The 19,938-nt window shown below is 69.6% G+C and carries 21 protein-coding genes and 1 pseudogene; 8 read left to right on the top strand and 14 right to left on the bottom strand.

Annotation, left to right across the window (positions count from 1 at the left end):
* The first annotated feature begins 18 nt into the window (after positions 1-18).
* The 5 genes from AB0C87_RS09095 to AB0C87_RS09075 all read left to right on the top strand — a co-directional run bounded on the left by AB0C87_RS09095 (position 19) and on the right by AB0C87_RS09075 (position 5,780).
* Entirely contained in the window at positions 19-498 is a 480-nt protein-coding gene (locus AB0C87_RS09095; protein WP_345180118.1) for a cupin domain-containing protein, read from the top strand.
* The gene (locus AB0C87_RS09090; protein WP_360577014.1) at positions 495-1,826 is read left to right on the top strand and encodes an MFS transporter; all 1,332 of its coding nucleotides are present in this window, start codon (positions 495-497) and stop codon (positions 1,824-1,826) included. The genes AB0C87_RS09095 and AB0C87_RS09090 overlap by 4 nt, the downstream gene beginning before the upstream one ends.
* 78 nt (positions 1,827-1,904) lie before the next feature.
* Positions 1,905-2,231 carry a transposase gene (locus AB0C87_RS09085; RefSeq protein WP_353834927.1) on the top strand — a complete coding sequence of 109 codons (327 nt, stop codon included), beginning with the start codon at positions 1,905-1,907 and terminating at the stop codon, positions 2,229-2,231.
* 1,415 nt (positions 2,232-3,646) lie between these two features.
* Positions 3,647-4,276, top strand: coding sequence for a carbonic anhydrase (locus tag AB0C87_RS09080; protein ID WP_345180203.1), 630 nt, complete (start codon positions 3,647-3,649; stop codon positions 4,274-4,276).
* 40 nt (positions 4,277-4,316) lie between these two features.
* Complete coding sequence (locus AB0C87_RS09075) at positions 4,317-5,780, top strand: SulP family inorganic anion transporter (RefSeq protein WP_360577013.1); 1,464 nt, start codon at positions 4,317-4,319, stop codon at positions 5,778-5,780.
* A 59-nt stretch (positions 5,781-5,839) separates the two neighbouring features.
* On the opposite strand, the gene AB0C87_RS09070 is transcribed toward AB0C87_RS09075, so the two are convergent.
* The 5 genes and pseudogenes from AB0C87_RS09070 to AB0C87_RS09050 form a co-directional block, all read right to left on the bottom strand.
* Complete coding sequence (locus AB0C87_RS09070; protein WP_360577012.1) at positions 5,840-6,172, bottom strand: hypothetical protein; 333 nt, start codon at positions 6,170-6,172, stop codon at positions 5,840-5,842.
* A 178-nt stretch (positions 6,173-6,350) separates the two neighbouring features.
* Positions 6,351-6,749: pseudogene (locus tag AB0C87_RS09065) on the bottom strand (M24 family metallopeptidase); the annotation flags it as partial.
* Positions 6,750-6,872: 123 nt separating this feature from the next.
* Positions 6,873-7,967 carry an ATP-binding protein gene (locus AB0C87_RS09060; RefSeq protein WP_360577011.1) on the bottom strand — a complete coding sequence of 365 codons (1,095 nt, stop codon included), beginning with the start codon at positions 7,965-7,967 and terminating at the stop codon, positions 6,873-6,875.
* Between the two features lie 410 nt (positions 7,968-8,377).
* On the bottom strand, positions 8,378-9,355 hold the full coding sequence (locus AB0C87_RS09055) for a VOC family protein (protein ID WP_360577010.1): 978 nt from the start codon (positions 9,353-9,355) through the stop codon (positions 8,378-8,380).
* Between the two features lie 2 nt (positions 9,356-9,357).
* A complete protein-coding gene (locus AB0C87_RS09050) occupies positions 9,358-9,729 on the bottom strand; it encodes a DoxX family protein (protein ID WP_179843825.1) in 372 nt (123 codons plus the stop codon).
* Between the two features lie 265 nt (positions 9,730-9,994).
* Here AB0C87_RS09050 and AB0C87_RS09045 point away from each other — a divergent pair, with 265 nt between their 5' ends.
* Positions 9,995-10,762: a helix-turn-helix domain-containing protein gene (locus AB0C87_RS09045; RefSeq protein WP_179843826.1), complete on the top strand. Its 768-nt coding sequence runs from the start codon at positions 9,995-9,997 to the stop codon at positions 10,760-10,762.
* 348 nt (positions 10,763-11,110) lie between these two features.
* Here AB0C87_RS09045 and AB0C87_RS09040 read toward each other — a convergent pair whose 3' ends face one another.
* The 3 genes from AB0C87_RS09040 to AB0C87_RS09030 all read right to left on the bottom strand — a co-directional run bounded on the left by AB0C87_RS09040 (position 11,111) and on the right by AB0C87_RS09030 (position 13,750).
* On the bottom strand, positions 11,111-12,238 hold the full coding sequence (locus AB0C87_RS09040; RefSeq protein ID WP_353834920.1) for a hypothetical protein: 1,128 nt from the start codon (positions 12,236-12,238) through the stop codon (positions 11,111-11,113).
* Between the two features lie 116 nt (positions 12,239-12,354).
* The gene (locus AB0C87_RS09035) at positions 12,355-12,675 is read right to left on the bottom strand and encodes a helix-turn-helix domain-containing protein (protein WP_353834919.1); all 321 of its coding nucleotides are present in this window, start codon (positions 12,673-12,675) and stop codon (positions 12,355-12,357) included.
* 1 nt (position 12,676) lies between these two features.
* Complete coding sequence (locus AB0C87_RS09030; protein WP_353834918.1) at positions 12,677-13,750, bottom strand: tyrosine-type recombinase/integrase; 1,074 nt, start codon at positions 13,748-13,750, stop codon at positions 12,677-12,679.
* A 473-nt stretch (positions 13,751-14,223) separates the two neighbouring features.
* On the opposite strand from AB0C87_RS09030, the gene AB0C87_RS09025 reads away from it, so the two are divergent.
* Complete coding sequence (locus AB0C87_RS09025) at positions 14,224-14,967, top strand: hypothetical protein (protein WP_360577009.1); 744 nt, start codon at positions 14,224-14,226, stop codon at positions 14,965-14,967.
* Between the two features lie 402 nt (positions 14,968-15,369).
* Positions 15,370-15,888: a hypothetical protein gene (locus AB0C87_RS09020; protein ID WP_353831486.1), complete on the top strand. Its 519-nt coding sequence runs from the start codon at positions 15,370-15,372 to the stop codon at positions 15,886-15,888.
* Positions 15,889-15,932: 44 nt separating this feature from the next.
* Here AB0C87_RS09020 and AB0C87_RS09015 read toward each other — a convergent pair whose 3' ends face one another.
* From AB0C87_RS09015 to AB0C87_RS08990, 6 genes are all read right to left on the bottom strand, one after another.
* Positions 15,933-16,283 (bottom strand): hypothetical protein, encoded by a 351-nt coding sequence (locus AB0C87_RS09015; protein ID WP_353831487.1) that lies wholly within the window; start codon positions 16,281-16,283, stop codon positions 15,933-15,935.
* Between the two features lie 397 nt (positions 16,284-16,680).
* Positions 16,681-17,148 (bottom strand): hypothetical protein, encoded by a 468-nt coding sequence (locus AB0C87_RS09010; protein WP_360577143.1) that lies wholly within the window; start codon positions 17,146-17,148, stop codon positions 16,681-16,683.
* 44 nt (positions 17,149-17,192) lie between these two features.
* Positions 17,193-17,408, bottom strand: coding sequence for a hypothetical protein (locus AB0C87_RS09005; RefSeq protein ID WP_353831488.1), 216 nt, complete (start codon positions 17,406-17,408; stop codon positions 17,193-17,195).
* A 176-nt stretch (positions 17,409-17,584) separates the two neighbouring features.
* The gene (locus AB0C87_RS09000; RefSeq protein ID WP_353831489.1) at positions 17,585-17,833 is read right to left on the bottom strand and encodes a NucA/NucB deoxyribonuclease domain-containing protein; all 249 of its coding nucleotides are present in this window, start codon (positions 17,831-17,833) and stop codon (positions 17,585-17,587) included.
* Positions 17,834-18,214: 381 nt separating this feature from the next.
* On the bottom strand, positions 18,215-19,063 hold the full coding sequence (locus AB0C87_RS08995; RefSeq protein WP_353831490.1) for a cytochrome c biogenesis protein CcdA: 849 nt from the start codon (positions 19,061-19,063) through the stop codon (positions 18,215-18,217).
* A complete protein-coding gene (locus AB0C87_RS08990; RefSeq protein WP_360577008.1) occupies positions 19,060-19,794 on the bottom strand; it encodes a thioredoxin domain-containing protein in 735 nt (244 codons plus the stop codon). Before AB0C87_RS08990 ends, AB0C87_RS08995 begins: the two co-directional genes overlap by 4 nt.
* Positions 19,795-19,938: the final 144 nt, after the last annotated feature.

Raw genomic sequence — 19,938 nt, 5'->3', positions numbered from 1 at the left:
GACAGGAGCGTGAGGTCGTTGCATCCCCTCGTTGTCATCCCGGAGGCCGCGGAGGCCGTCGGACTTCCGGAAGGTGGGGCGTTCACCCTGCTCGCCGACGCGAGCCAGACCGCGGGCGCGCTCGGCGCCAACCGGCTCACGGTGGGGCCGGGCCGCGACGGCGCCGCCCCGCACTACCACGCGCTGTCCACCGAGCTGTTCTATGTCGTGGACGGGACGATGGAGTTCCTCCTCGGCGATCGGGTTGAGACCGTCGCGGCGGGCGGGTTGGTCGTCGTCCCGCCGCGGCTACCGCACGCCTTCGGCGCGGCGGCCGGCACGGGCGCCGACCTGCTGGCCGTCCTCGCGCCCGGGGTCGAGCGCTTCGGCTACTTTCGGCGGCTGGCCCGCGTCCAGCACGGGCTGGAGCCGTTCGAGGGACTGCGGGCCGAGCAGGACCGCTACGACGTGCACTTCGTGGACGACGAGCGCTGGTCGTCGCTGCGGGGCGACCGGTGACCGCGACCGCGGAGGCCGGGGTCGCGGCGCCGCGCATGGGCCCGGCGCCGACCGCGCTGCGGCTCGGCGCACTGTTCGGGCCGTCGGTGTTCGGCGTGACGGCGGCGGCCGTGGCCCTCCCGGAGATCGCCAGGGAGTTGCACGCCGGGCCCGCGGAGGTCGCATGGGTGCTGACGGCGCACGCGCTGGCGCTCGGCGTCGGCACCGCCGTCTTCGGCCGTCTGGCAGATGGGTGGGGCACGCGGGCCACGCTGCTGATCGCGGCGGCGGTGCTGGCCGCCGGGGCGGTCGTGTGCGCCGCGGCGCCGAGCCTCGGCGTCCTGGTGGCCGGACGGCTCGTCCTGGCGGCGGGGTCCGGGGGGACGGCGGCGGTGGGGGCCGCGCTGCTCGCCGGTGTGGAGCCCGCCGATCGTCCGAGGGTGCTCGCCGGATACGGCGCGGTCATGGCGGTGTTCGCCTCCGCGGCGACGCTGGCCGGGGGCGCGGTGACGACCTGGCTGAGCTGGCGTGTCACCGTCGTGCTTCCTGTGCTGTCGGTGGCGGCCGTCCCGTTCTGCCTCGGGCTGGCGCGGCGGCCGGGGTCGCGCCGTTTCGTCGATGTCGCGGGGGCCGCCGCGCTGACCGCGGCCGTGAGCGCGATGCTCGTGCTCATCCAGGCCAGGACGCTCGACCTTGGCGGCACGGTCGTCGCCGCGCTCGCGGCGGCGCTCGTCCTCTCCGGCGGGGCGCTGGCATGGCGGGTGGCGCGGCGGCCGGACGGGTTCGTCCCGCACCCGGTGCTCGGCGAGGCGGGCTACCGGATCTCGGCGGTGATCGGGGCCGGGGTGTTCGGCGGGCTCTTCGCCGCGATGTACGTGGTCCCGCAGGTCCTCGCTGGGGAGCACGGCTGGAACGTCCTCAAGATCGGCGCCGCGCTGCTGCCGGGCGCCGTGGTCGGCGCGGCACTGGCCCGGCGCGCCGGCTCTCTCGGCGCGCGGGGCGGCCGCCTGCTGCTGGCCGGCACCGCGCTCGCCGCGGCCGCCGCACTGGCCGCGGCTTCCACAGGTGAGGGCGGCCCCTGGCCGCCGGTCGTCGCGGCGTCGCTCTGCCTCGCAGCGTTCGCCGTCACCCAGGTCGTGATCACCGGTGAGGTGTCGGCACGACTCCCGATGCCGCTGCGCGGCGCGGGCATGGGCCTGCTCAACCTGACGTTCTTCGTCGGCGGCGGGGTCGGCTCGGCTCTCGCCGGGGCGCTCGCGGAGTCACGGAGCCCCTCCCCCATCCTGGCGGTCACGGCCCTCTTCCCCCTGACTGCCGCCGCCCTGGCCACCGCCCGCCGCTCCACTTGAAGGCTGCTGCGGCGCCCCTCCGCCGGGCGGAGGGGCGCCGCAGGTGTTGGCGGATCATGAGAAACCGTCACCCTGTTGATGCCGCTGCTGGACAAGGTGCCGCCCGTCCGAGGCCGGGTCGGAGGGCCTCGCCGAAGACCCGAGCGGATGCTGGCCGACCGCGGCTACGACCACGACAAGCACCGCCGCCTGGTCTGGAGCAAGGGCGTCAAACCGGTCATCGTCCGCCGCGGCAGCCCGCACGGCTCGGGACTGTGCGTCCACCGCTACGCCGTCGAGCGCACGATCGCCCTCCTGCACTGGTTCCGCCGCTTACGCATCCGCTGGGAGACCCGCGACGACTTCCACGAGGCGTTCATGACCCTGGCCGCAGCCATCCTCTGCTGGCGACGCCTCGTCCGCTGATTCTGTACGACCTCTAGCCACCCTGAACTCCCGGCCTGTTGGGCATGCCGCGAAACAGATTTCAGCCCGACCCGGCTCGGGGCACCTGAGCGGACAAGCGGCGACCACTCAACCCACTGTCGACCACGCAGATTGAGCGGTAGCGCGATCTTCTTGTGGCCTCGTTCACGATCTCCCACAATTGACACCCCCGCCACCACGACCTCGCTAACCCACGGTAGCCAGAGGCATCAGGCCCGCCCGGACTCCTGAAAGCCGCTCCATTGACCAGCTTGCTCGTTGGCCTCTCGCTCACGGGCATCCGCGCCCGCCCGGCCAGCGCCGGAGTGATGACCACCACCGTCAGCGTCCCGACCCGGCGCCCGGTGCACCGTCTCGGAGCCGTCGATGAAGAGCGGCAGCGTCATGCTCCTGGAGATCAGGCGGGCGCATCCTCTGGCGCGGGGCGCCAACAGGGGATCGTCGCCGCCCGGGACTCCAACCATCATCTTCTATCAATGTAGAAGATGGGACCGGCGGCCGACCGCACGGGACTGGCCGACACCCCGGCACCGCGCAAGCCGGCACGGCCGACCGGAAAGCTCCCGCCATCCCTGGAACCGATTCCGGCTTCGTGATCAGAGACTAACGATGCGTGATAGGGTCGTGATCTGGCTGCCACCCGCTTTCTGCCGGGCGCTCGAATGCACTGTCAAGCAGCTTGGCGAGCCATCAGCGCTTCACGTACAGGTCAGTTGGTAGCGGACGATGCGGCTGGATGAGCCCGGCCCGATCGGAGGACGTCGCCGGTGGTAGGGCACAGCACGATGAGACGTGCCGCCGCCTTGCTCATCATCGTCCTTTGCGGCTGCCTGCACCTGGTCCTGAACACGGCTCTCCAAAGCGCAGGACCCGGCGAGTTCACGGCGCCGACTTCGGCGGGCAGCATTCAGCTGAGCGACTCGGGCGCACTTCGCTCCAGTTCGGAGGAGCGGAAGTCCGCACAGGAGTCGCCCAAACATCTGACTGTCCGGGCGAGCAGTCGCGTGGCCAACCCCAAAGAGGTCAAAGCCCCGGACACCCCGACACGCTCGGCATTCACCGCCGGCGTGAGCACGATCGCGTTTCCGCGCCGCGTCGGCGGGCTCGTGCACGCGATCAGCAGACGTACCACCGGGAACATACCCGCCATCCTCCAGGTATTCCGTTGCTGACAGCGCCCTCCGGCGCGTGTTCTTCCTGCCGAAACACCATTTTGAGGGCGTAAGCCGTCGTGCCTGGTCGTTACGACCATGCCACATGAAATGAACGACGCTCTTATCGCACATCGGTATCGGAACGGGTCAACGCGGCCGGACGACCACACCGTCAGATCGTCCTTTGTCCAACTCCTACGATGCCCTCGCATTCGCGGGGACACCCTGGAGGTATTTCGCATGCGCACTTTCATCGACCATGCCCGAACGTTCGGCTCCCGGGCCGCGGAGAACGGCGGAGAACTGCATCGGCTCGCCGACGGCCAGTCGCCCCTGGCGCTGTTCATCACCTGCTCCGACTCGCGCGTGATCCCTTCCCTGTTCACCGGAGCCCGTCCAGGCGAGCTGTTCGAGCTGCGCACGGCGGGCAACATCGTTCCGCCGTACCGGCTGGACCGTCCTACCAGCGAAGCGGCGACCATCGAGTTCGCGATCGAGATCCTCGGCGTCGCCGACATCGTGGTGTGCGGCCACTCCCACTGCGGGGCCGTCGGCGCCCTGGTCCGCGGCGACGACCTCAGCGCTGCCCCCGCCGTCCGCACATGGCTGGCCGAGGCCGCCGGCACCTCGCCGCGTCTGCCCGGTAACGCCCCATCCGAGCGGGCGGCATCCCCTTCCGCCGGCTGCGGCGACCTGGCGGCAGCGGTCCAGAGACATGTGCTCGATCAACTGGAGCGGTTGCGCACCTATCCCGGCGTGGACGAGCGGGCCGCCGACGGCCGGATCGGCCTGCACGCCTGGTACTACGAAGTGCACACCGGATCGGTGCTGGCGCACCGGCCGGACGCCGACACCTTCTCTCCCCTGTAGGTGAGGACCGATGCTCCCAACGACCCTGCGGTCCTCCCGAGTGCTCCGGAACGAGATCACCGCGTCCCTTGTCGTCTTCCTCGTCGCCATGCCGCTGTGCGTGGGAGTCGCGGTCGCCTCCGGCGTCCCGGCCGAGCTGGGCCTGATCACCGGCATAGTCGGCGGCCTGGTGACCGGTCTGCTTCCCGGCAGCAGCCTCCAGGTCAGCGGGCCCGCCGCAGGCCTGACCGTCCTGGTGTACGAGGCCGTCCAGACATACGGCCTGAGCACGCTCGGCGCGATAGTCCTCGCGGCGGGCCTCCTGCAGTTGCTGCTCGGCGCGCTGCGGATGGGGCGGTGGTTCCGCGCGATCTCCGTGGCCGTGGTGGAGGGCATGCTCGCCGGAATCGGCCTGACCATCATCGCCGGGCAGTTGTACGCCATGGCCGATGCCACCGCGCCCGGCTCGGGCATGGCCAAACTCGCCGGGCTGCCGGGCCTGCTCCTCGACAGCACCGGATCAGCCGCGGCGCTGGCCGCGCTCGGCGTCGGCGCGGGCACCGTCGCACTGCTGGCGGGATGGGCGCACTTGCCGGAGCGAGTCCGAAAAGTTCCGGCACCGCTCGCGGCCGTGGCTCTGGCGACGGGTGCGTCCTTCCTGCTGGATCTGCCCGTGGCTCGGCTGGACGTACAGGGCCTTCTCGGAGCCGTCCAGCCACCCGGCATCGGCGACGTGGCCCGACTGGCCGAGATCGGCGTCCTCGGAACCGTGCTGGCATTCGCGCTCATCTCTTCCGCGGAAAGCCTGTTCAGCGCCGCCGCGGTCGATCGCATGCACGACGGCCCCCGTACCGACTACGACAAGGAGCTCATGGCCCAGGGCACCGGCAACACCGTGTGCGGGCTCCTGGGAGCCCTGCCGATGACGGCGGTGATCGTACGCAGCGCCACCAACGTGCAGGCAGGAGCGCAGACCAAGGCTTCGCGCGTCCTGCACGGGCTCTGGATTCTCTTGTTCGCCGCGGCCTTCCCCGCGGCGCTGGGAATCATCCCGCTCGCCGCCCTCGCGGGCGTGCTCGTGCACGCCGGCTGGAAACTCATGCCTGTCAAGCAGTTGCGCCCCTTGTGGCGCCGTCATCGCGGAGAGGCACTGATCCTCGTCCTCACGGCCACGGCAGTGGTCGTCCTCAACCTGTTCGAGGGAGTGCTGCTCGGCCTGGTGCTGGCTGTGATCAAGACAGCCTGGGAGACTTCGCACATCCAGATCGAGGTGGACGAAAGGGAAGAGGTGACCGGCGCGCATGGGCGTCCGGTGCGTGTCGCCCTGGCCGGCCACGCCACGTTCTTGCGTCTACCGCAGATGTTGGACACCTTGGAGAAGCTCCCCCGAGATCGGCCGGTCCAACTGGACCTCACCGGTCTGCGGCACCTGGACCACGCCTGCCACACGGCGCTGATGAACTGGGTGGAGCGCCACAACCGGGCGAGCCTCGACATGGTCTCGGTCGGAGACGCCCGATCCTGAGGTCCGCACGGAACCCGTGACGGGGGCAGATGCGGGCGTCCTGCCCGCATCTGCCCCCGTCACTCCGTCTCACACGGGCATGTGCGGACCAGATGCCCGTCGAGCAGGATCTGCAGGCTGCGCAGGTCAGCCCAGACGGTCAACGTTCGTCCGGCCAGACCCTGGGGAACCGAGAACCGCTGCCGTCCCGGCACCAGAGTCACCTGGCCGCTGGGTGGGACGCGGACCTCGAACCGCACCGCCGACTCCTGTGGCCGGTCGGCCGGTGGCTCGATCACCTCGACCCGCAACGGTGCCGCGGCCTCATCCTGGCTCTCGGGCTCGGGCTCGGGCTCGGGCTCGTCGGGGCGGGGGGGAGCCTGCGGGCGGAACACGCTGGCCGGGGTTGCCATGTTCAGCGCTTGGTGGGGCCGCTGGCGACCGGCCCTACCTCGCGCCGGCGCTCTACTCGCTGACGGTCGTACCGAGCGACCACGTGCCCGACTCGGCCAAGGCGCTTTGTGGCCAATTGACGTGGATGCACGATGGCCCCCGCGAGCCTCCACCGCGCCGGGACCGGGCGGCGGCTCCCTACGGGCGGGCCTGCTTCGGCAGGGTGAGGACCGCGGCGCCGTCGCCGGTGATCGCGATGGTGTGCTCGCTGTGGGCCGTCCGGCAGCCCGGTGCGCTTCGGAGCGTCCACCCGTCGGCGTCGGTGACGAGCTCGGCGGTGTCCGCCATGATCCACGGCTCCAGCGCGAGCAGCAGCCCGGGGCGCAGCCGGTACCCGCGGCCGGGGCGCCCGGTGTTCGAGATGTGCGGGTCCTGGTGCATCGTCGAGCCGATGCCGTGGCCGCCGAACTCGGTGTTGATCGAGTGCCCCGCCTCCCGGAGCACCGAGCCGATGGCGTGCGAGATGTCCCCGGTGCGGGCCCCAGGCCCGGCGGCGGCGATCCCCGCGCTCAGGGCGCGCTCGGTCGCGCCGATCACCCGCGCCTCGGGCCGCAGCATCTCCATCACCCACCGAACGATCAAGAACGATCGCCTCGCCGCCGCAGGGTTCGTCTAGGCCTTCACCGCTTCCACCAACTACGAACCCGCACGGGCCCACTATCAGCGACGCCGAGAGAACGGGGACAAACACCCCGGCGCCCTGCGGCACCTGTTCAACCGGATGCTCAGGTTCTTGGAGTTGGTCTCCCAGTCCGGATCGATGCACCGAACTCCTGGACCCTGCACGGTCACGGTGACCTCGACCCCGGCGAAGGGCTGCTCGCCGGTGTTGACCAGCGTGAGCGCCAGGTGCGCCGGCCGGTGGTCCTTCAGATCTCCGGTGACGGCATCGCGCACGTCCTGGCGCACCTGTTCCAGATACGCCTCGATCTCGGTCGCGTACTCGTCCCGGCTGCGCGGATCGGGGGGCACCATGGCGCGGGCGGCAGCAGCGGCGAAAAAGCCTCGCGGCTGCGGGCCATCGGTTGCGGCTGATGGCGGCTCATACCGGGCCGCCATCAGCCGCTCCCGCTCGCTCTCGACGAAGCCGGCCAGCAGTTCGTCCAGCGCCGGCGCGGCCTCGATGCGGGGCGGGTCGGCGACCAGCACGGTGTGCAGCCGGGTCCCGGCGGCGCGCAGGCGGCGCTGGAGCATCTCCCGCTCGTGCTGGTCGGCGCGTTCGGTGTCGCCCGGCCGGCGGATCAGGATGGTGCCGTGGTGGTAGCCGTGCCGCTTGTCCTTCGGACCGTCCGCGGTCTGCGTCTTCTTGGTGATGAACAGGTCCTTGAGCAGGAAGCGGATCGGGTCGCCCGGCTTGGGCGGGCCGATCTCCACCACCAGCACCTCCCGGCCCTCAACGGTGACGTACTCCGGCGTCCAGGTGATCTCGCTGCCGAGGTAGGGCTGCAGGGTCTGCACCAGCCGCTGGGGGTCGACTCCGGCCACTCCCTGCAACTGGCCGGGGCTGACACCGACCAGCAGGTAGGCGTTGCCTTCGCACCACTGCGCGGCCACCTCCGGATCCCGGTTGGCGAAACCCAGGATCTGCCGGACCAGATGCAGCAGCCCGGGCTGCGAGGTCAGGTCCAGCGTGCTCTTCCACTCCACCCACAGCGACTCGTCCTTGTCGTCGGCGGCGCGCACGGCCTCGACCAGACGCCGCAGCTCACTCGGGCGGCGGAACGGACGGGACAGGTCCTCGATCGGAAACGGCACAGCCCGCAACGCTACGCCGCCCACCCGGAGGCGACCAGCGTTTTTGCGTCGAACCGCCCTCTATGGCCAACTGCGGCAGCTGACCGTCCGGTGCGGTCGCCCGGGGCCGGGCGCGTTCAAGGCTGCCGGGCAGGTCCCGGTGCCGGCGGCGGACAGCAGGTGCGCAGATAGGCCTGCAGCTGCTGGATCGACGCTCGTACTTTGTGAATCCGAGCTTGGCGTACAGCTTGAGGGCAGGCGTGTTTGTGTCCTTGATGTCCCGTAGGACGTACTCCTCGTAGCCGGGCAGAGCCCGCAGGTGCTGCAATGGTGCCTGGCCGACCTCGGTCTCACCTTGTCGAGGAGGTCCACACCGACGACATCTACGCGCGTCTTGCCGAGCTCGACCACCCGGCCAGCTGACCGCCGGTTCAGCTCGTCATCGCCGCACCGACATCGAACTCCGTGCCGAACGGGTCCGTGATGTGAGCGCCCCGCCCGTAGATCATGTCGTAGGGCTCGGCCGAGGTCCCACCCGCGTCGACCGCTCGCCGCGCCGCCGCATCGGCGTCGTCCACCTGGAACAAGGTCCCCCAACGGGACTTCGTGGCCTTTGGGTCACCGGCGATGCCGCCGATCTCGTGGCCATCCGGCCTGCGCAGGAACGTGAAGTCGAGCTCGGGCATGTCCGGGTTGGCATCCAACGTGTAGCCGAAGACCGCGACGTAGAAGTCGCGCGCGGGCCCGGATTCCGCGGTGACCAGGTCGTTGCGGAGCAGGGCGTTCGGCTCGTTGACGATCTCGCAGCCGATGTGGGCACCGGCCTGCCACAGTCCACACTGCGCACCGGTGGTGTCCTTGATGATCGCCGTCCGGCCCTGGTCCAGCACGTCCATCGGGCCGGTGATGATCGAGCCGCCCGCGTCCCGCGCTCGGGCGGCCGCGGCGTCACAGTCATCCGTCGCGAAGTAGACGTTCCACCAGAAGTCCGTGGCGTCGGGATCGGGGTTCGGCCTGATGGCCGCGACGGGTCTGCCCCGTAGCAAGCACTGGGTGTAGTGGCCGAACTCCGCCGGTCCCACATCGAACTCCCAACCGAACAACGCGCCGTAGAAGGTCATCGCGCGGTCGAGATCCGGGATGCCCAGGTCGATCCAGGTCGGTGTGCCAGCCGGCTGCGTGGTGGTCAGCTCGCTCATCGTCTCTCCTTGTCGTGTCCCCATCTTGTCCCGCATGACCCCGGAACCTAAAGCACCGGTGTAAACCCAGCTCACACCGACGTGGGCTGCCCCCTCCCTCACTTGCACTTCGGGCCGCGCATAGGCCGTGACGTCGTGGCCGCGCTCCAGGAGTTCGACGACGGTCAGGGAGCCGATCGCTCCCGTCGCGCCGAAGACGGTGACGGTCATGCTCAGAACGACCAGGGACCGAACCGGGCCACGGCCACGAAGGCCGCGACGACGAACAGCACGCCGGGGAACGCGATGGCGCCGGGCTCGTGGCGGCGGCGGTGGGCGTTCATCGCCAGGAGCATGGTGATTGCCAGGCCGGTTGCTGCGAGCGGCGTGAGGATCGGGGCGATGTCCAGAGCGGCCGGAAGGATCAGGCCGATCGCGCCGAGGAACTCCGCGGTGCCGATGAAGCGCACGGTGCCGGTCGAGTAGTCCTCCACCCACGGCAGCTTCTCGAGAAGCTTCTCCTTCGACTGGGTCGTCTTCATGACGCCGGCCATCAGGAACATCGCGGCCAGGATCCCCTGGAGCACCCACAGGAACACGTTCATCAGTCAAGGTCCTTCTCGTTCGAGACTTAGTGGCGCGGACGCTCCGGGTCGGTGTTGCGAACGGATTAGTTGAGCACGGTGCGCGGCCAGCGCCTCGGCGAGTGGGGCGTTCTCCGTTCCGTCGTCGAGACCGCCCCCGACCAGGATCACCGGGGCCCGTCGCCGTGCCGTGTGTAGCCGATGGTGGTGCCGTCGACGGAGGTCACAGTGTTCATGCTCCTAATTTAGGAGCATTCACACCTGGTGCGCAAGTACACTCGGGTGCATGAGCAAGAAGCGGCTGTTCGACGACCCCTGCGGCATCGCGCGAGCGCTGAACGCGGTCGGCGAGCGGTGGGCGTTGCTCGTCGTGCGGGAGCTGGTCTTCGGCCCGAAGCGCTACTCCGACCTGCACCGCGGGCTGCCGCAGATGAGCCAGAACGTCCTCGCGCAGCGGTTGCGCGAGCTCGAAGCCGACGGCCTGGTGCGGCGAAGGCGCCTGGGACCGCCTGCGCCCGCCGCCGTGTATGAACTCACCGAGCGCGGGCAGGAACTGGAGCCCGTGCTCCGCGCGCTCGCCCACTGGGGCAGCCGCGCACCGCTGCCCGAGGACGGCGCGGCGGAACTGAGCGTCGACGCGCTACTGTTCGCCCTGCGCGCCACCTTCGATCCGGCACTGGCGGGTGAGCTGTCGCTGCGCTGCCAGCTGGACGTCGCGGGCGATCGGTTCCGCATCACCGTTGCGGGCGGGCGCCTCGAGCTGGACCGCGGTGAGCACGCCGAACCCGAGGCGTGGCTGAACGTGCCGGAGGCGGCGACATTGCGCGATCTGGTGTTCGCCGGTGCGGCGCTGCACGACGCCGTCGAGCGGGCAGACACCGAGGTGACGGGCGATACCGCGCGGCTCGCCGCACTGCTGCGCTGCTTTCCCGCAGCCGTGCGGTATCCGGCACCACAGGACCCCGGGCCGCCGGATCCCGTGTCGCCGGGCCTCGGGTCACCGAACGCCGAACTCCCGGATCCCGCCGTCAGCGCAGGAAGTCGGCGGGGGTGAGCGGCAGTCCGCGGACCCTGGACACCGGTGGCGAGGTTACGCCGGCCGACAGTTCAGACTCCGCGGGCTCGTGGAACTCATCGCCGAGACGAAGACGCACCACTTGGATAGCGACCAGCAGCTCAACGCCTGGCGCTGGTCCACGACCGAGCATGATCGACTTGTTGCAGTAGCCCATCCCCTAACGGACACGCACATCGGAACGGAATGTCACGCCAGCGTCAGCCGGAACGACCGCCTAACGAGACTTTTCGTTCCGATGCTGGTCGACCCTCCTCCCATGAACCCCAGGCTAGTCGAACATGTTTTCGGTTCCGGCTGCAGGGTGGGAACCGGGCGGGTTTTAGCTCAGGGCGCCAGGATGCGCCGGGCGACCGCGGCGTAGCGGGCGGCCGTGGTGTGGGAGACGTTGAAGACCATTGCCAGGTGCAGCGGGTCCGGCGCCGCGGTCAGCGCCTCGTGCAGCAGCCGGTCGCGGCGGATGCGTTCCAGATCCACCCCGCGCCGGGACACGTGCGCCCTCAGGAAGGCCGACGAGACCGGCCCCTGGCCGAGCGCGGATTTGGCTGACAGCACCAGGTGCGGGTTCGGGGTGAAGGGCCAGGTCACATGGCGGTGGTCAAGCCAGGTCACCAGCGTGCGGTAGGGCAACTCGCCCAGGCGCTGCCGGTGCCCGGCCAGAGTGATGCGCCGGTTGGGCAGGTCGACGTCCGGCAGGGCAAGGAGCCGGATCGCCTTCGGCCGTGCGGCGTGGACGGCGGCCAGGGCGACCACCATCCGTTGCAACGGGGTGGTGGTGAGCTGCTCAACGGCCCGGATCTCCTCCTCCGTCATCGGAAGGAAGCTGGGATCGACGGTGGGCAGGGTCAGCCGGGTCGTGGGATCGGTGAAGATCAGGCCGCGTCGCTTAGCGAAGCGGAACAGCGATCGCAGGGCGTTGATCGCAAGGCAGCGCTGGGCGACGGTCAGCGGATCGAGTCCGGCGGTGATGTCGGTCGCGGTGATCTCCCGCAGATGGCGGCGGCGCACCGCCCAATCCATCAGCAACGGCCGGACCGCGCCGAAGTAGGCGTAGATGCTGGAGTGGGCCCGCGGCCGGGACCGATCCTCCCCGTCCAGCAAGACCAGCAGCCACGCGCGCACGTCGTCGGCGAACCCGGCGGGCAGTTGCCCGGTGCGCCGGTCGATCCAGGCGCGGATCGGCGCGACGGTGTCGTCAACGACGATCAACCCGATATCGCTGAGTACCTCGCATATCCGGGGAGTAGACCCGGGCCCCCGCAGGGCGTGGATATCGCTGAGCGTGATCTGCCGGTCCGAGACGGGTCGGGCGAGCACCGCGGTCAGACCGTCGAGGGTCTTGAGCAAGGTCGTAGGCGACCAGCCGTGCAACTCGGTCAGTTCCTGCGCTCGGGCGGCGGCGGCCGCCAGGACGGGATCGTCGGCGGTGAGCGCGGGATGCCGCCAGCGCCCCATGGGCGCCAGTCCGCGGGCCTGCCGGGCGCGGCCACAAGCGTCACGGCAGCGCCGGTCGCAGAAGAGCCGATCGCGGCGTGAACCTCCCGGCAGCGGACTGCCGCAGTGCCGGCAGTTCACCGGGGCGGCAGTGAGCGACCGCTCCGGGGTCGAGGAGTCACCGAGGGCGGCTGCCCGGCGGCTTTGCGTTGCTGGTCATCGGCTTCTGGAGCGGGGACGCTATCGGGTTCAGGCAGCAGCAGCTCCTGCACGCCGCAGCCGAGCACGGCGCAGATGACGTCCAGCTCGTCCAGGCGGACGCTGTTGGGCTGGCCCGACCACAGTCCCGACATCTTCCCCGCGCTGATGACCATGCCGCGCTCGGCAAGCATCCGTTGCAGCTCGCTGGCCTTCCATATGCCGCGGTTGGCCGCGGCCAACCGCAGGTTCCACTTCATATCAGGCCAGTCCCTTCCATCGGTCGGTCGCGCGCTGCTGCCCCTGCACCCAGGCGTCCTCGACATGAGTGTGGTTGACGTGGACGTATCGGACCGTGGTGCCGGTCCAGGCGTGGCCGAGGAGTTCTTGGATGGCCAGCAGGCTCATCCCTCCCCTGTACAGCTGGGACGCGCAGTAGTGCCGCAGCACGTGCGGAGTGAGCCGGCCCGTCCACTCCGGGAGGTGCTTTGTGGTCGCTTTGGCCAGCGACCTGCGGAAAACGTCCGCCGTTACCCGGCAGCTCGAACCGTCCTGGTTCTTGCGCTCGGAGGGGAACAGCGGGGCGCCGGGCCGGGCGTGGTCCAGGTCGAAGTAGCCCCATACGTCCTCGATGAACCAGCGAAGGCTGCGGTCGGCGCCGTTGATGAGCGGCACGAGCCGCTGCTTGGGGCCGCGCCGCCGGGCGCCCTTGCCGTGCCGGACGTTCAGCTTCCCGAATCGGCCCAGGTCCCAGCGGACATCGTGCAGATCCAGCATCCGCGCCTCGTTGATGCGCAATCCCACATCGGCCGCCAGGCGCGCAGCCGCGTAGTTGCGTGCCGTGGGCGCGAACTTGCGGCAGACCGCCAGGTCCTGCCGCCACCCGGCGATCAGCGCCTCGATCTCGGCCTCCGAGGGAGGCACCCGCAACTGCAGCTCGATCGACAACTGCGGTCGGTTGATCTCATCCAGCGGGCACTCGACCCGTCGCCCGACGATGTTGTACAGCTCCACGGCATGCCGCAGCTCCAGAAACTGGAAGTACACCGTCAGTGCGCTGGCACGCCCCTTGCGCGTTGCGGGGCTGGCGTCCCGCAGCACCTTGCCGAAGTAGACATCGGCATCAGCCGGCTCCATCTCCCACAGCGGGCGATCGAACCAGCGCCGCATCATCTCCAGCTGAAGCACGTCCGAGCGGATCGTGCCGTCAGCAAGTCCGGCCGAAGACCGCGCCAGCACGAACCCGGCCAGCACATCGGTCTCGAAGTCGAGGAGCTCTTCCTGGCTCGCCGGAACCCGCTGGTCACGTAGATCACGGACAAGCGCCAGAGTCACCCGAACCTCCTTGACTTCACCTACACCATGGGATCGTCAGGGAGCATGGAGATGTTTCACTCAGGCTGAAGTTTGCTCAGACAGCCCACGGGTCGCTGGGCAGGCGCTTCACCCCAGGTCCAGCGGCGATGGGAACCTGAGCCTCGATTCGAACCCACCGGTTGTTGCTCAGTCCCTCCCCTAGGTTCAGCGACATCAAAGACTGATTTCCTGTGGCATTCACAGCGCAACGGCACAAAGCCGTGGCGTACGCGGAGCAGACCCACACGGTCGCCGGCGGACTGAAGCGGTCCACAACCGGTTCTCGGTTCCTACGCGCGGCCGCTGCATACCTGTACTCCCGGAAGACGGGGCACCCACCTTCCTCTCGTTGCAGGAGGACGAGGACCTCCCCCGACCGCTGTCTGAATGACCATGTAAGTTCCCTCCAGTTGTGACCAGATGGGCTGGTGGACAACGGAAGGTGATCAATCATGGGCGCCAAAACAGCCGTCCTCATCTACACCGACGGCCACCCCGCCGACCTACTGCGCAGCACGCCCGAGCCCGACCCGGCGGCCACCGCGGCGCTGATCAGTCAGACCAACCCCGCCTGGGACGGATCCACCACCTCCCCGGGGAACCTGGACGACTACATCTATCCCGATCAAGGGGTCGCCTACGCAGGCAGCTTCCCCGGCATCGACGTGCTCTGCGACCAGCAGGTGATGGTGGACCGCCCGTCCCAACTCCCCTCCCATCTCCTACGCGCCGGCACCCACAGCGGCCAGGTGATCCTGCACGCCATGCACAGCGGCACCGACTGGTTCGCCTACGCGATCTGGGAAAACGGCACCCTGCTGCGATCACTCAGCCTGTCACCCGCCACCGGAGTCACCGAGAACATCGGGACGCCCTTGGAATTCGAACACCCCTACTGGGCAGGCGAACACCCCGTCCGCCGCACCACCGGCCGACCTGACAAGACGCCCTATGCGCTGCCCTTCCACCCTGTAGAGCTGGGCGGCGAGGCAGCACTGCGCGCCCTGCTGGGCTTCATCATCGAAGGCCGCCGTCGAGACACCGACATCGACGCTCAAGCCATCCGCCTGCTGGGATTCCCGACCCCTGTCACCAACCCGATCACTCAAGCCGACATCCAGGAGTTCATGCGCACCCACACCCGCACGCGCTACACCTACGGCCCCGACGGCAACCTCGTCCCGATCGAGGAATGAGTCTCGCGACTCGGTGAACACCAAGCCGCCGACCTGCACGCCAAGCCGATCCACTGGCGCACCGACGCCTAACAAACACTGAGCGTGCTCGTCGTGATGGTGCTGAGGGGGCGCTTTCCAACGTCCAGCCCGCCGCGCGGACCGACTCGCCCAGAACGGTATGCAGGCGGCCAGCGTTGATCGCCGCGCCGGGTGCTGCGGCTGGGAGGTGACCGGTGGCCAGGGCGGACGGTCTCAGCGCGGCCTGCCCATCCAGTATGCGAATGCGTCCCCATGTGGGGCGCATCAAGGGCGAGTTGGTGATGGCGGAGGGTGCTGGCCTCGGCCAGCCGTCGTCCTGCCAGACGCTGGCAGGAATGTGGCCGATCATGCTCGCCTTGCGAGTCGGTACAACTGTGGTTCATGACCACCGCAACAGAGATCAGGCGGTTGCTGGCCCCTCTCGCCTCACCTTCTGCCTTCCATCCGCGCGTCTCGGTCGGCCACGACCCCCATGCCTCCCCTGCCCATCTGCTGCACGCTGCGGTGTCGGCTCCGGACATGCCGCGCGGCGACTACCCGGCGCGATCTTGGCCGCCCACGGTTGAGGAGTTGGACGAGAGTCTGCAGTTGCTCACGTTCTCCGACGACCAGATCATGGCGCTGCTGGTAACTGCCTGCACCGAAGATCTGGCCTATAGGGGCCAGGCCGGGCCGTGGACGCCCGACATCGTTCGCCCGATCCTGCAGCAGGTCGCGTACCTGCTCGGGCCGCAGACCCGCTGGTGGTCCAACTGCGTCTTTCCCGCCTGGTGCTTCGACACCGGCAACTTCCATGACGGCGTTAGTTGGTCGCCCGTGACCGACCACACCTTCGATCGCGCACTGATCGGAATCGGCGACCAGGCCACCGTCACTTTCCTGGCCTTCGCCGATGACTGACCCCGCGGAGGGCGAAGCATCCCGCCCTGGTGGCGGCCGCTCAGCTAATCGAAGTGAGGGCAGGGCCGGATCTCGGGCGTCCAGGGGCTCATGCTGCCTTGCCGGTAATTGGCGTAGAAGCCTATGGCCTGCGAGTACTGCCCGGAGGTGAACCACGTCGCGTCGGGGTGGCGGGATTCGAGCTGGTTCAGCGCGAGGCGACCGAACCCGCAGAACTGCCAGTCCGGCGCAAACGAGATCTTGTAGAGGACGCCGAACCCGCACTCTTCGCAGATCCCGTAGGTCACCCTGCCCATCGAGGTGCCGCCGACGGCGGCGATGGTGAAGGTGAAGGTCGATGTCGGCCAGGCGGCGATGCGGACGAGGCGGCTGGGTGTCGCCTCGGCGTCGGCCATCTCCCGCCAGCGCGCACGGTCGGCCAGCGCGTACAGCTCCCATGCCAGGCCGGTGTCGACGCCGATGATCGCCCCCGGGCAGGTCGAGGTCGTCGCGGCTCAGCAGATCGGCCAGGTGCTCCCGCCACGCGGCGGCGAACGCGGCAGGCCGGCGCCACTCGGTGTCCTGCTCGGCCAGCACCATCCGGTAGGCCTCGCGGACAACGGCCTGTGCCTTGCCCCGGCGGACACGCCGCTCAACGCGCTCCACCGCCGACATTCCCCAGCCGTCCAGCGCGGTCCTGAACCCGGCGGCCGCGCGGCCCCACCCGATGCGGCCGGGAACCGCAGGAGGCAGCCGGTCGGGCAGTGGTTCGAACAACTACCCGAACGTGGACAACTCGGCCATGCCGAAACACTAACCCCCGCAAGGGCGACGCGGCCCCCGCACAGGAGCGAGAGCGCTCGCGGGTGCCCTGAGCCTGCTGACCGGTGAGGACGCCGCCGGTGGGAACGGCCAGTGGCGACTTATCCGCGGTGTGGGTCGGCGTCGTGCTCCCGAGCTGTCGGCGGGCGGAGTTGGCAGCTGAGGACGGGTTCGGTGGTCAGGTCGTCTTGGGCGATGCTGGCGCCGAGGGTTTCGATTAGCCGGTAGAAGAGGCGGCGTAGGCTCAGGGGAGGTGTTGTGGTCGGGGTCGGCGCCGAGGTCGCGTAGCCGGGAGTCGAATCGGTGGGGGTCGCTGCCGAAGCGGTCGTCGGGGCGCAGGCTCAGCAGGGTGTTGATGCCGGTGACCAGGTGGCCGTCTTCGGCGTAGCGGAATTCGACCATGGGTTTCTCGTTGGCCTGCAGAGTCGCGGCGGCCGTTTGTGTCGAGACCCTGGGCAGCAGGCCGTCGTCTTCGACGCACAGGCAGCTGGCGTATTCCAGGCTCAGGACCCGTACCGTCCAGCGGAGACGACGTAGGCGTCTTCGTCATCGCGGGCATCGCCGTAGTCGTCGTAGAAGTCGTCCTGGTCGCGGACGGCGAGGGTGACCGGGTCGGCGCCGCCCATCCGTTCCAGCAGCTGCCGCGGGGTGAGGTCGCGAGCAAAGGTCAGGCTCAGCAACGGCAGGTCCCGGCCGTCCATCCACGCCAACCCGGTCATCACCATCTCCGTCGTTGAAGTGCTCTGCTTGCGGGGCGAGCCGGTTCGGTCCGGTCGGCTCCATTGTGGCCAAGCGTCGCACCGCGGGAACGCTCGCCCCGCGAGGGTTAGACGGTGACGCGGAAGGCGTCGCCTCGGGTCTTGACCGAGCGTGCGTTCATGATGCGATTCTGCCGTTAGAAGATCGACAGCCGGTTGCCCTGGCGACGGTTCTCGCTCAGCGGCACCCAGGCGTAGCGGTTGCCGGGCTTGCGGCCGCCCTCGTTCGTGAAGGCGAAGGCGTACTCGTCGCAGCTGGACGCATGCCGGGGGTCGCCCCGGTGCACCGGCCAGCCCGCAGGCTCCTTCCAGCCCGCGGGGAGCCTGGCCGGCCCGCAGATCTGCGCGCGGTGCAGGTCGGTCAGGTGGCTGGTGCGATGGAGCACCCGGGGCGCCATCTTCGAGCTACCCAGTGACCGCGCCATTACTGAATCTCATCGGCAACACCTTCCCCGCCTCACCCCCAAACCAGCAAACAAAAGTTGCTGCTTTTCACAGTCGCTATCAGGCACCCTGAGCACGCTGGACAAAGATGTGTCGGCTGGCCGGTCGGCCAAAGGACACGGCGTTGCGATGGCCCGCGTCACCGAAGCGGCCCCGCGGCGGCCAGGTGCTGGTCAAAGCGACACCGTCCTCGCGGCCCCGAACCGTTCGCCTGGAGATGCGGCCGCAGTTGCGACCACTCTCCCTGCACTCGGCGCCGAGGGCGTCGTCGAAACAAGACCGCAGCTCAGGAGAGTCCTGCCCCGTCCTGAAGAGATCAGCGCTTAACGCTCGCGGCCCTGCGGGCGGGTACCGCCTTGGCTACGTCGCAGCCGCCAGGCCGTGACGACCGCGACCACGACGATGGCCGCGGCGATCAGGAGAAGGTCGGGCAGTCGGGTGTCCACAGCGGATGCGGCGGTCTGCAGGGCCGTCTCCCACCGGAGCGGTGCCGCGAGGGAGGTCAGGCCCTGGGTGCCGCCGAAGGTCAGAAACAGGACGCCCAGGAGGAGGAAAACCAGGCCGGAGGCCAGCGCCGTGGTGTGCAGGCGAAGCCGGCCCAGGCGGACACCGCGACCGCGCAGCCAACGGCGGCGGCCGAGGTCGTACCGGTCCCAGAGCGCGGCCAGCAGGAACAACGGCGCGGTCATCCCGGCGGCGTAGACTGCCAGCAGCGCGCCGCCGCGCAGGGCGGTGCCGGAGGTGGCGGCGATGGTCAGCACCGCGCCGAGGATCGGCCCCGCACAGAAGCCGGTGAGGCCGGACACCGCCCCCAGCACCAGGACGGCCGCAGGGGAGTCTCCGCCGAGCTGGGCGGTCAGCCGGCTCAGGCCGGGGAGGATGAAGCCGCCACCGAGGATCTGTACGGCGCCGAGGCCGATCAGAAGGGCGCCGGCGATGGTGGTGAGTGCCATCTGATGGCCGTACACCAGGCGGCTGGTCCATCCCGTGCCGAGACCCAGCGGGACCAGGACGGCAGCCAGCCCCGCGTAGAAGACGAGGGTGCGCCCAATGAGGGCTGTGCGGGACGGGAAGGCGTAGGCGAAGAACGCCGGCAGGAGCAGGGCGCTGCACGGGCTGATCAGCGCGAACAGGCCGCCCAGGAACGCGCCGGCATACCCGATCTCGATCATGACGCGGCGCGGGCCTTGTCGATGGCCTTCTCGAACGCCGGCAGCGGCTGGGCACCGAAAAAGGGTTGGCCGTTGATGAGGAACGCCGGGGTGCCGGGCACGCCGAGCGCCTGCCCGAACCCGAAGTCGTCCTGGACCGCCTTCCGTATGGCCTTGTCGCGCCGGTCGGCGTCGAACCGCGCGACGTCCAGACCGAGCTTGCGGGCGATGCCGCGCAGGTAGTCGTCGGTGATCCGGCCGCTGCGCAGGGGCGGCTGATGGGCGTACATCTCGTCGTGGAAGTCCCAGAATCTACCCTGCCGTGAGGCGGCGCGTGCGGCGACGGCGGCACGCATCGACTCCTTGCCGAAGGCCGGGAAGTCCCGCCAGTAGATCCGGACCACGCCGGTGTCGACGTACTTGCGGACCAGCGCGGGCTTGATGTCGCGGGCGAAGTGCCCGCAGTTGGGGCACTGGAAGTCGCCGAACTCCACGACCGTAACCGGTGCCGCTTCCATGCCGAGCCGCAACGCCGCATCGCTGGGCGGCGGCTTCGGTCCCGCCACCGTCGGTGTGACCGCCGGCGAGGTGGTCGGGCCGGAGGTCGAGGGTGCCTCGATCGTCTCGATCCCGCCCGCGTCGTCGGCCGTTGGAGGACGGTCGTCGCGTCCTGTCAGGGTCGCCACCGTCAGCCCGACAAGCACCAGAACGGCGACGACCGCACCGGCCAGTATTCGCGCTCTGCCCGACATGCATCCCCTAGCTCTCATCGATTCCTGCACCGCCGATGGCGTGGTTCGAAGGTATATCCGCCACCGAACGAGCGCGGCAGCGGCGACCGTCTGGGGCGCATCCCGCGTACGGCGGCCATCGCCCGCGCGAACGAAGCGCGCCGC

It is taken from the genome of Actinomadura sp. NPDC048021 (genome assembly GCF_040653135.1).
Lineage (GTDB): Bacteria > Actinomycetota > Actinomycetes > Streptosporangiales > Streptosporangiaceae > Spirillospora > Spirillospora verrucosospora.
Note: the sequence above shows the minus strand (reverse complement) of the source record. Positions and strands in the feature narration are given on the sequence as shown.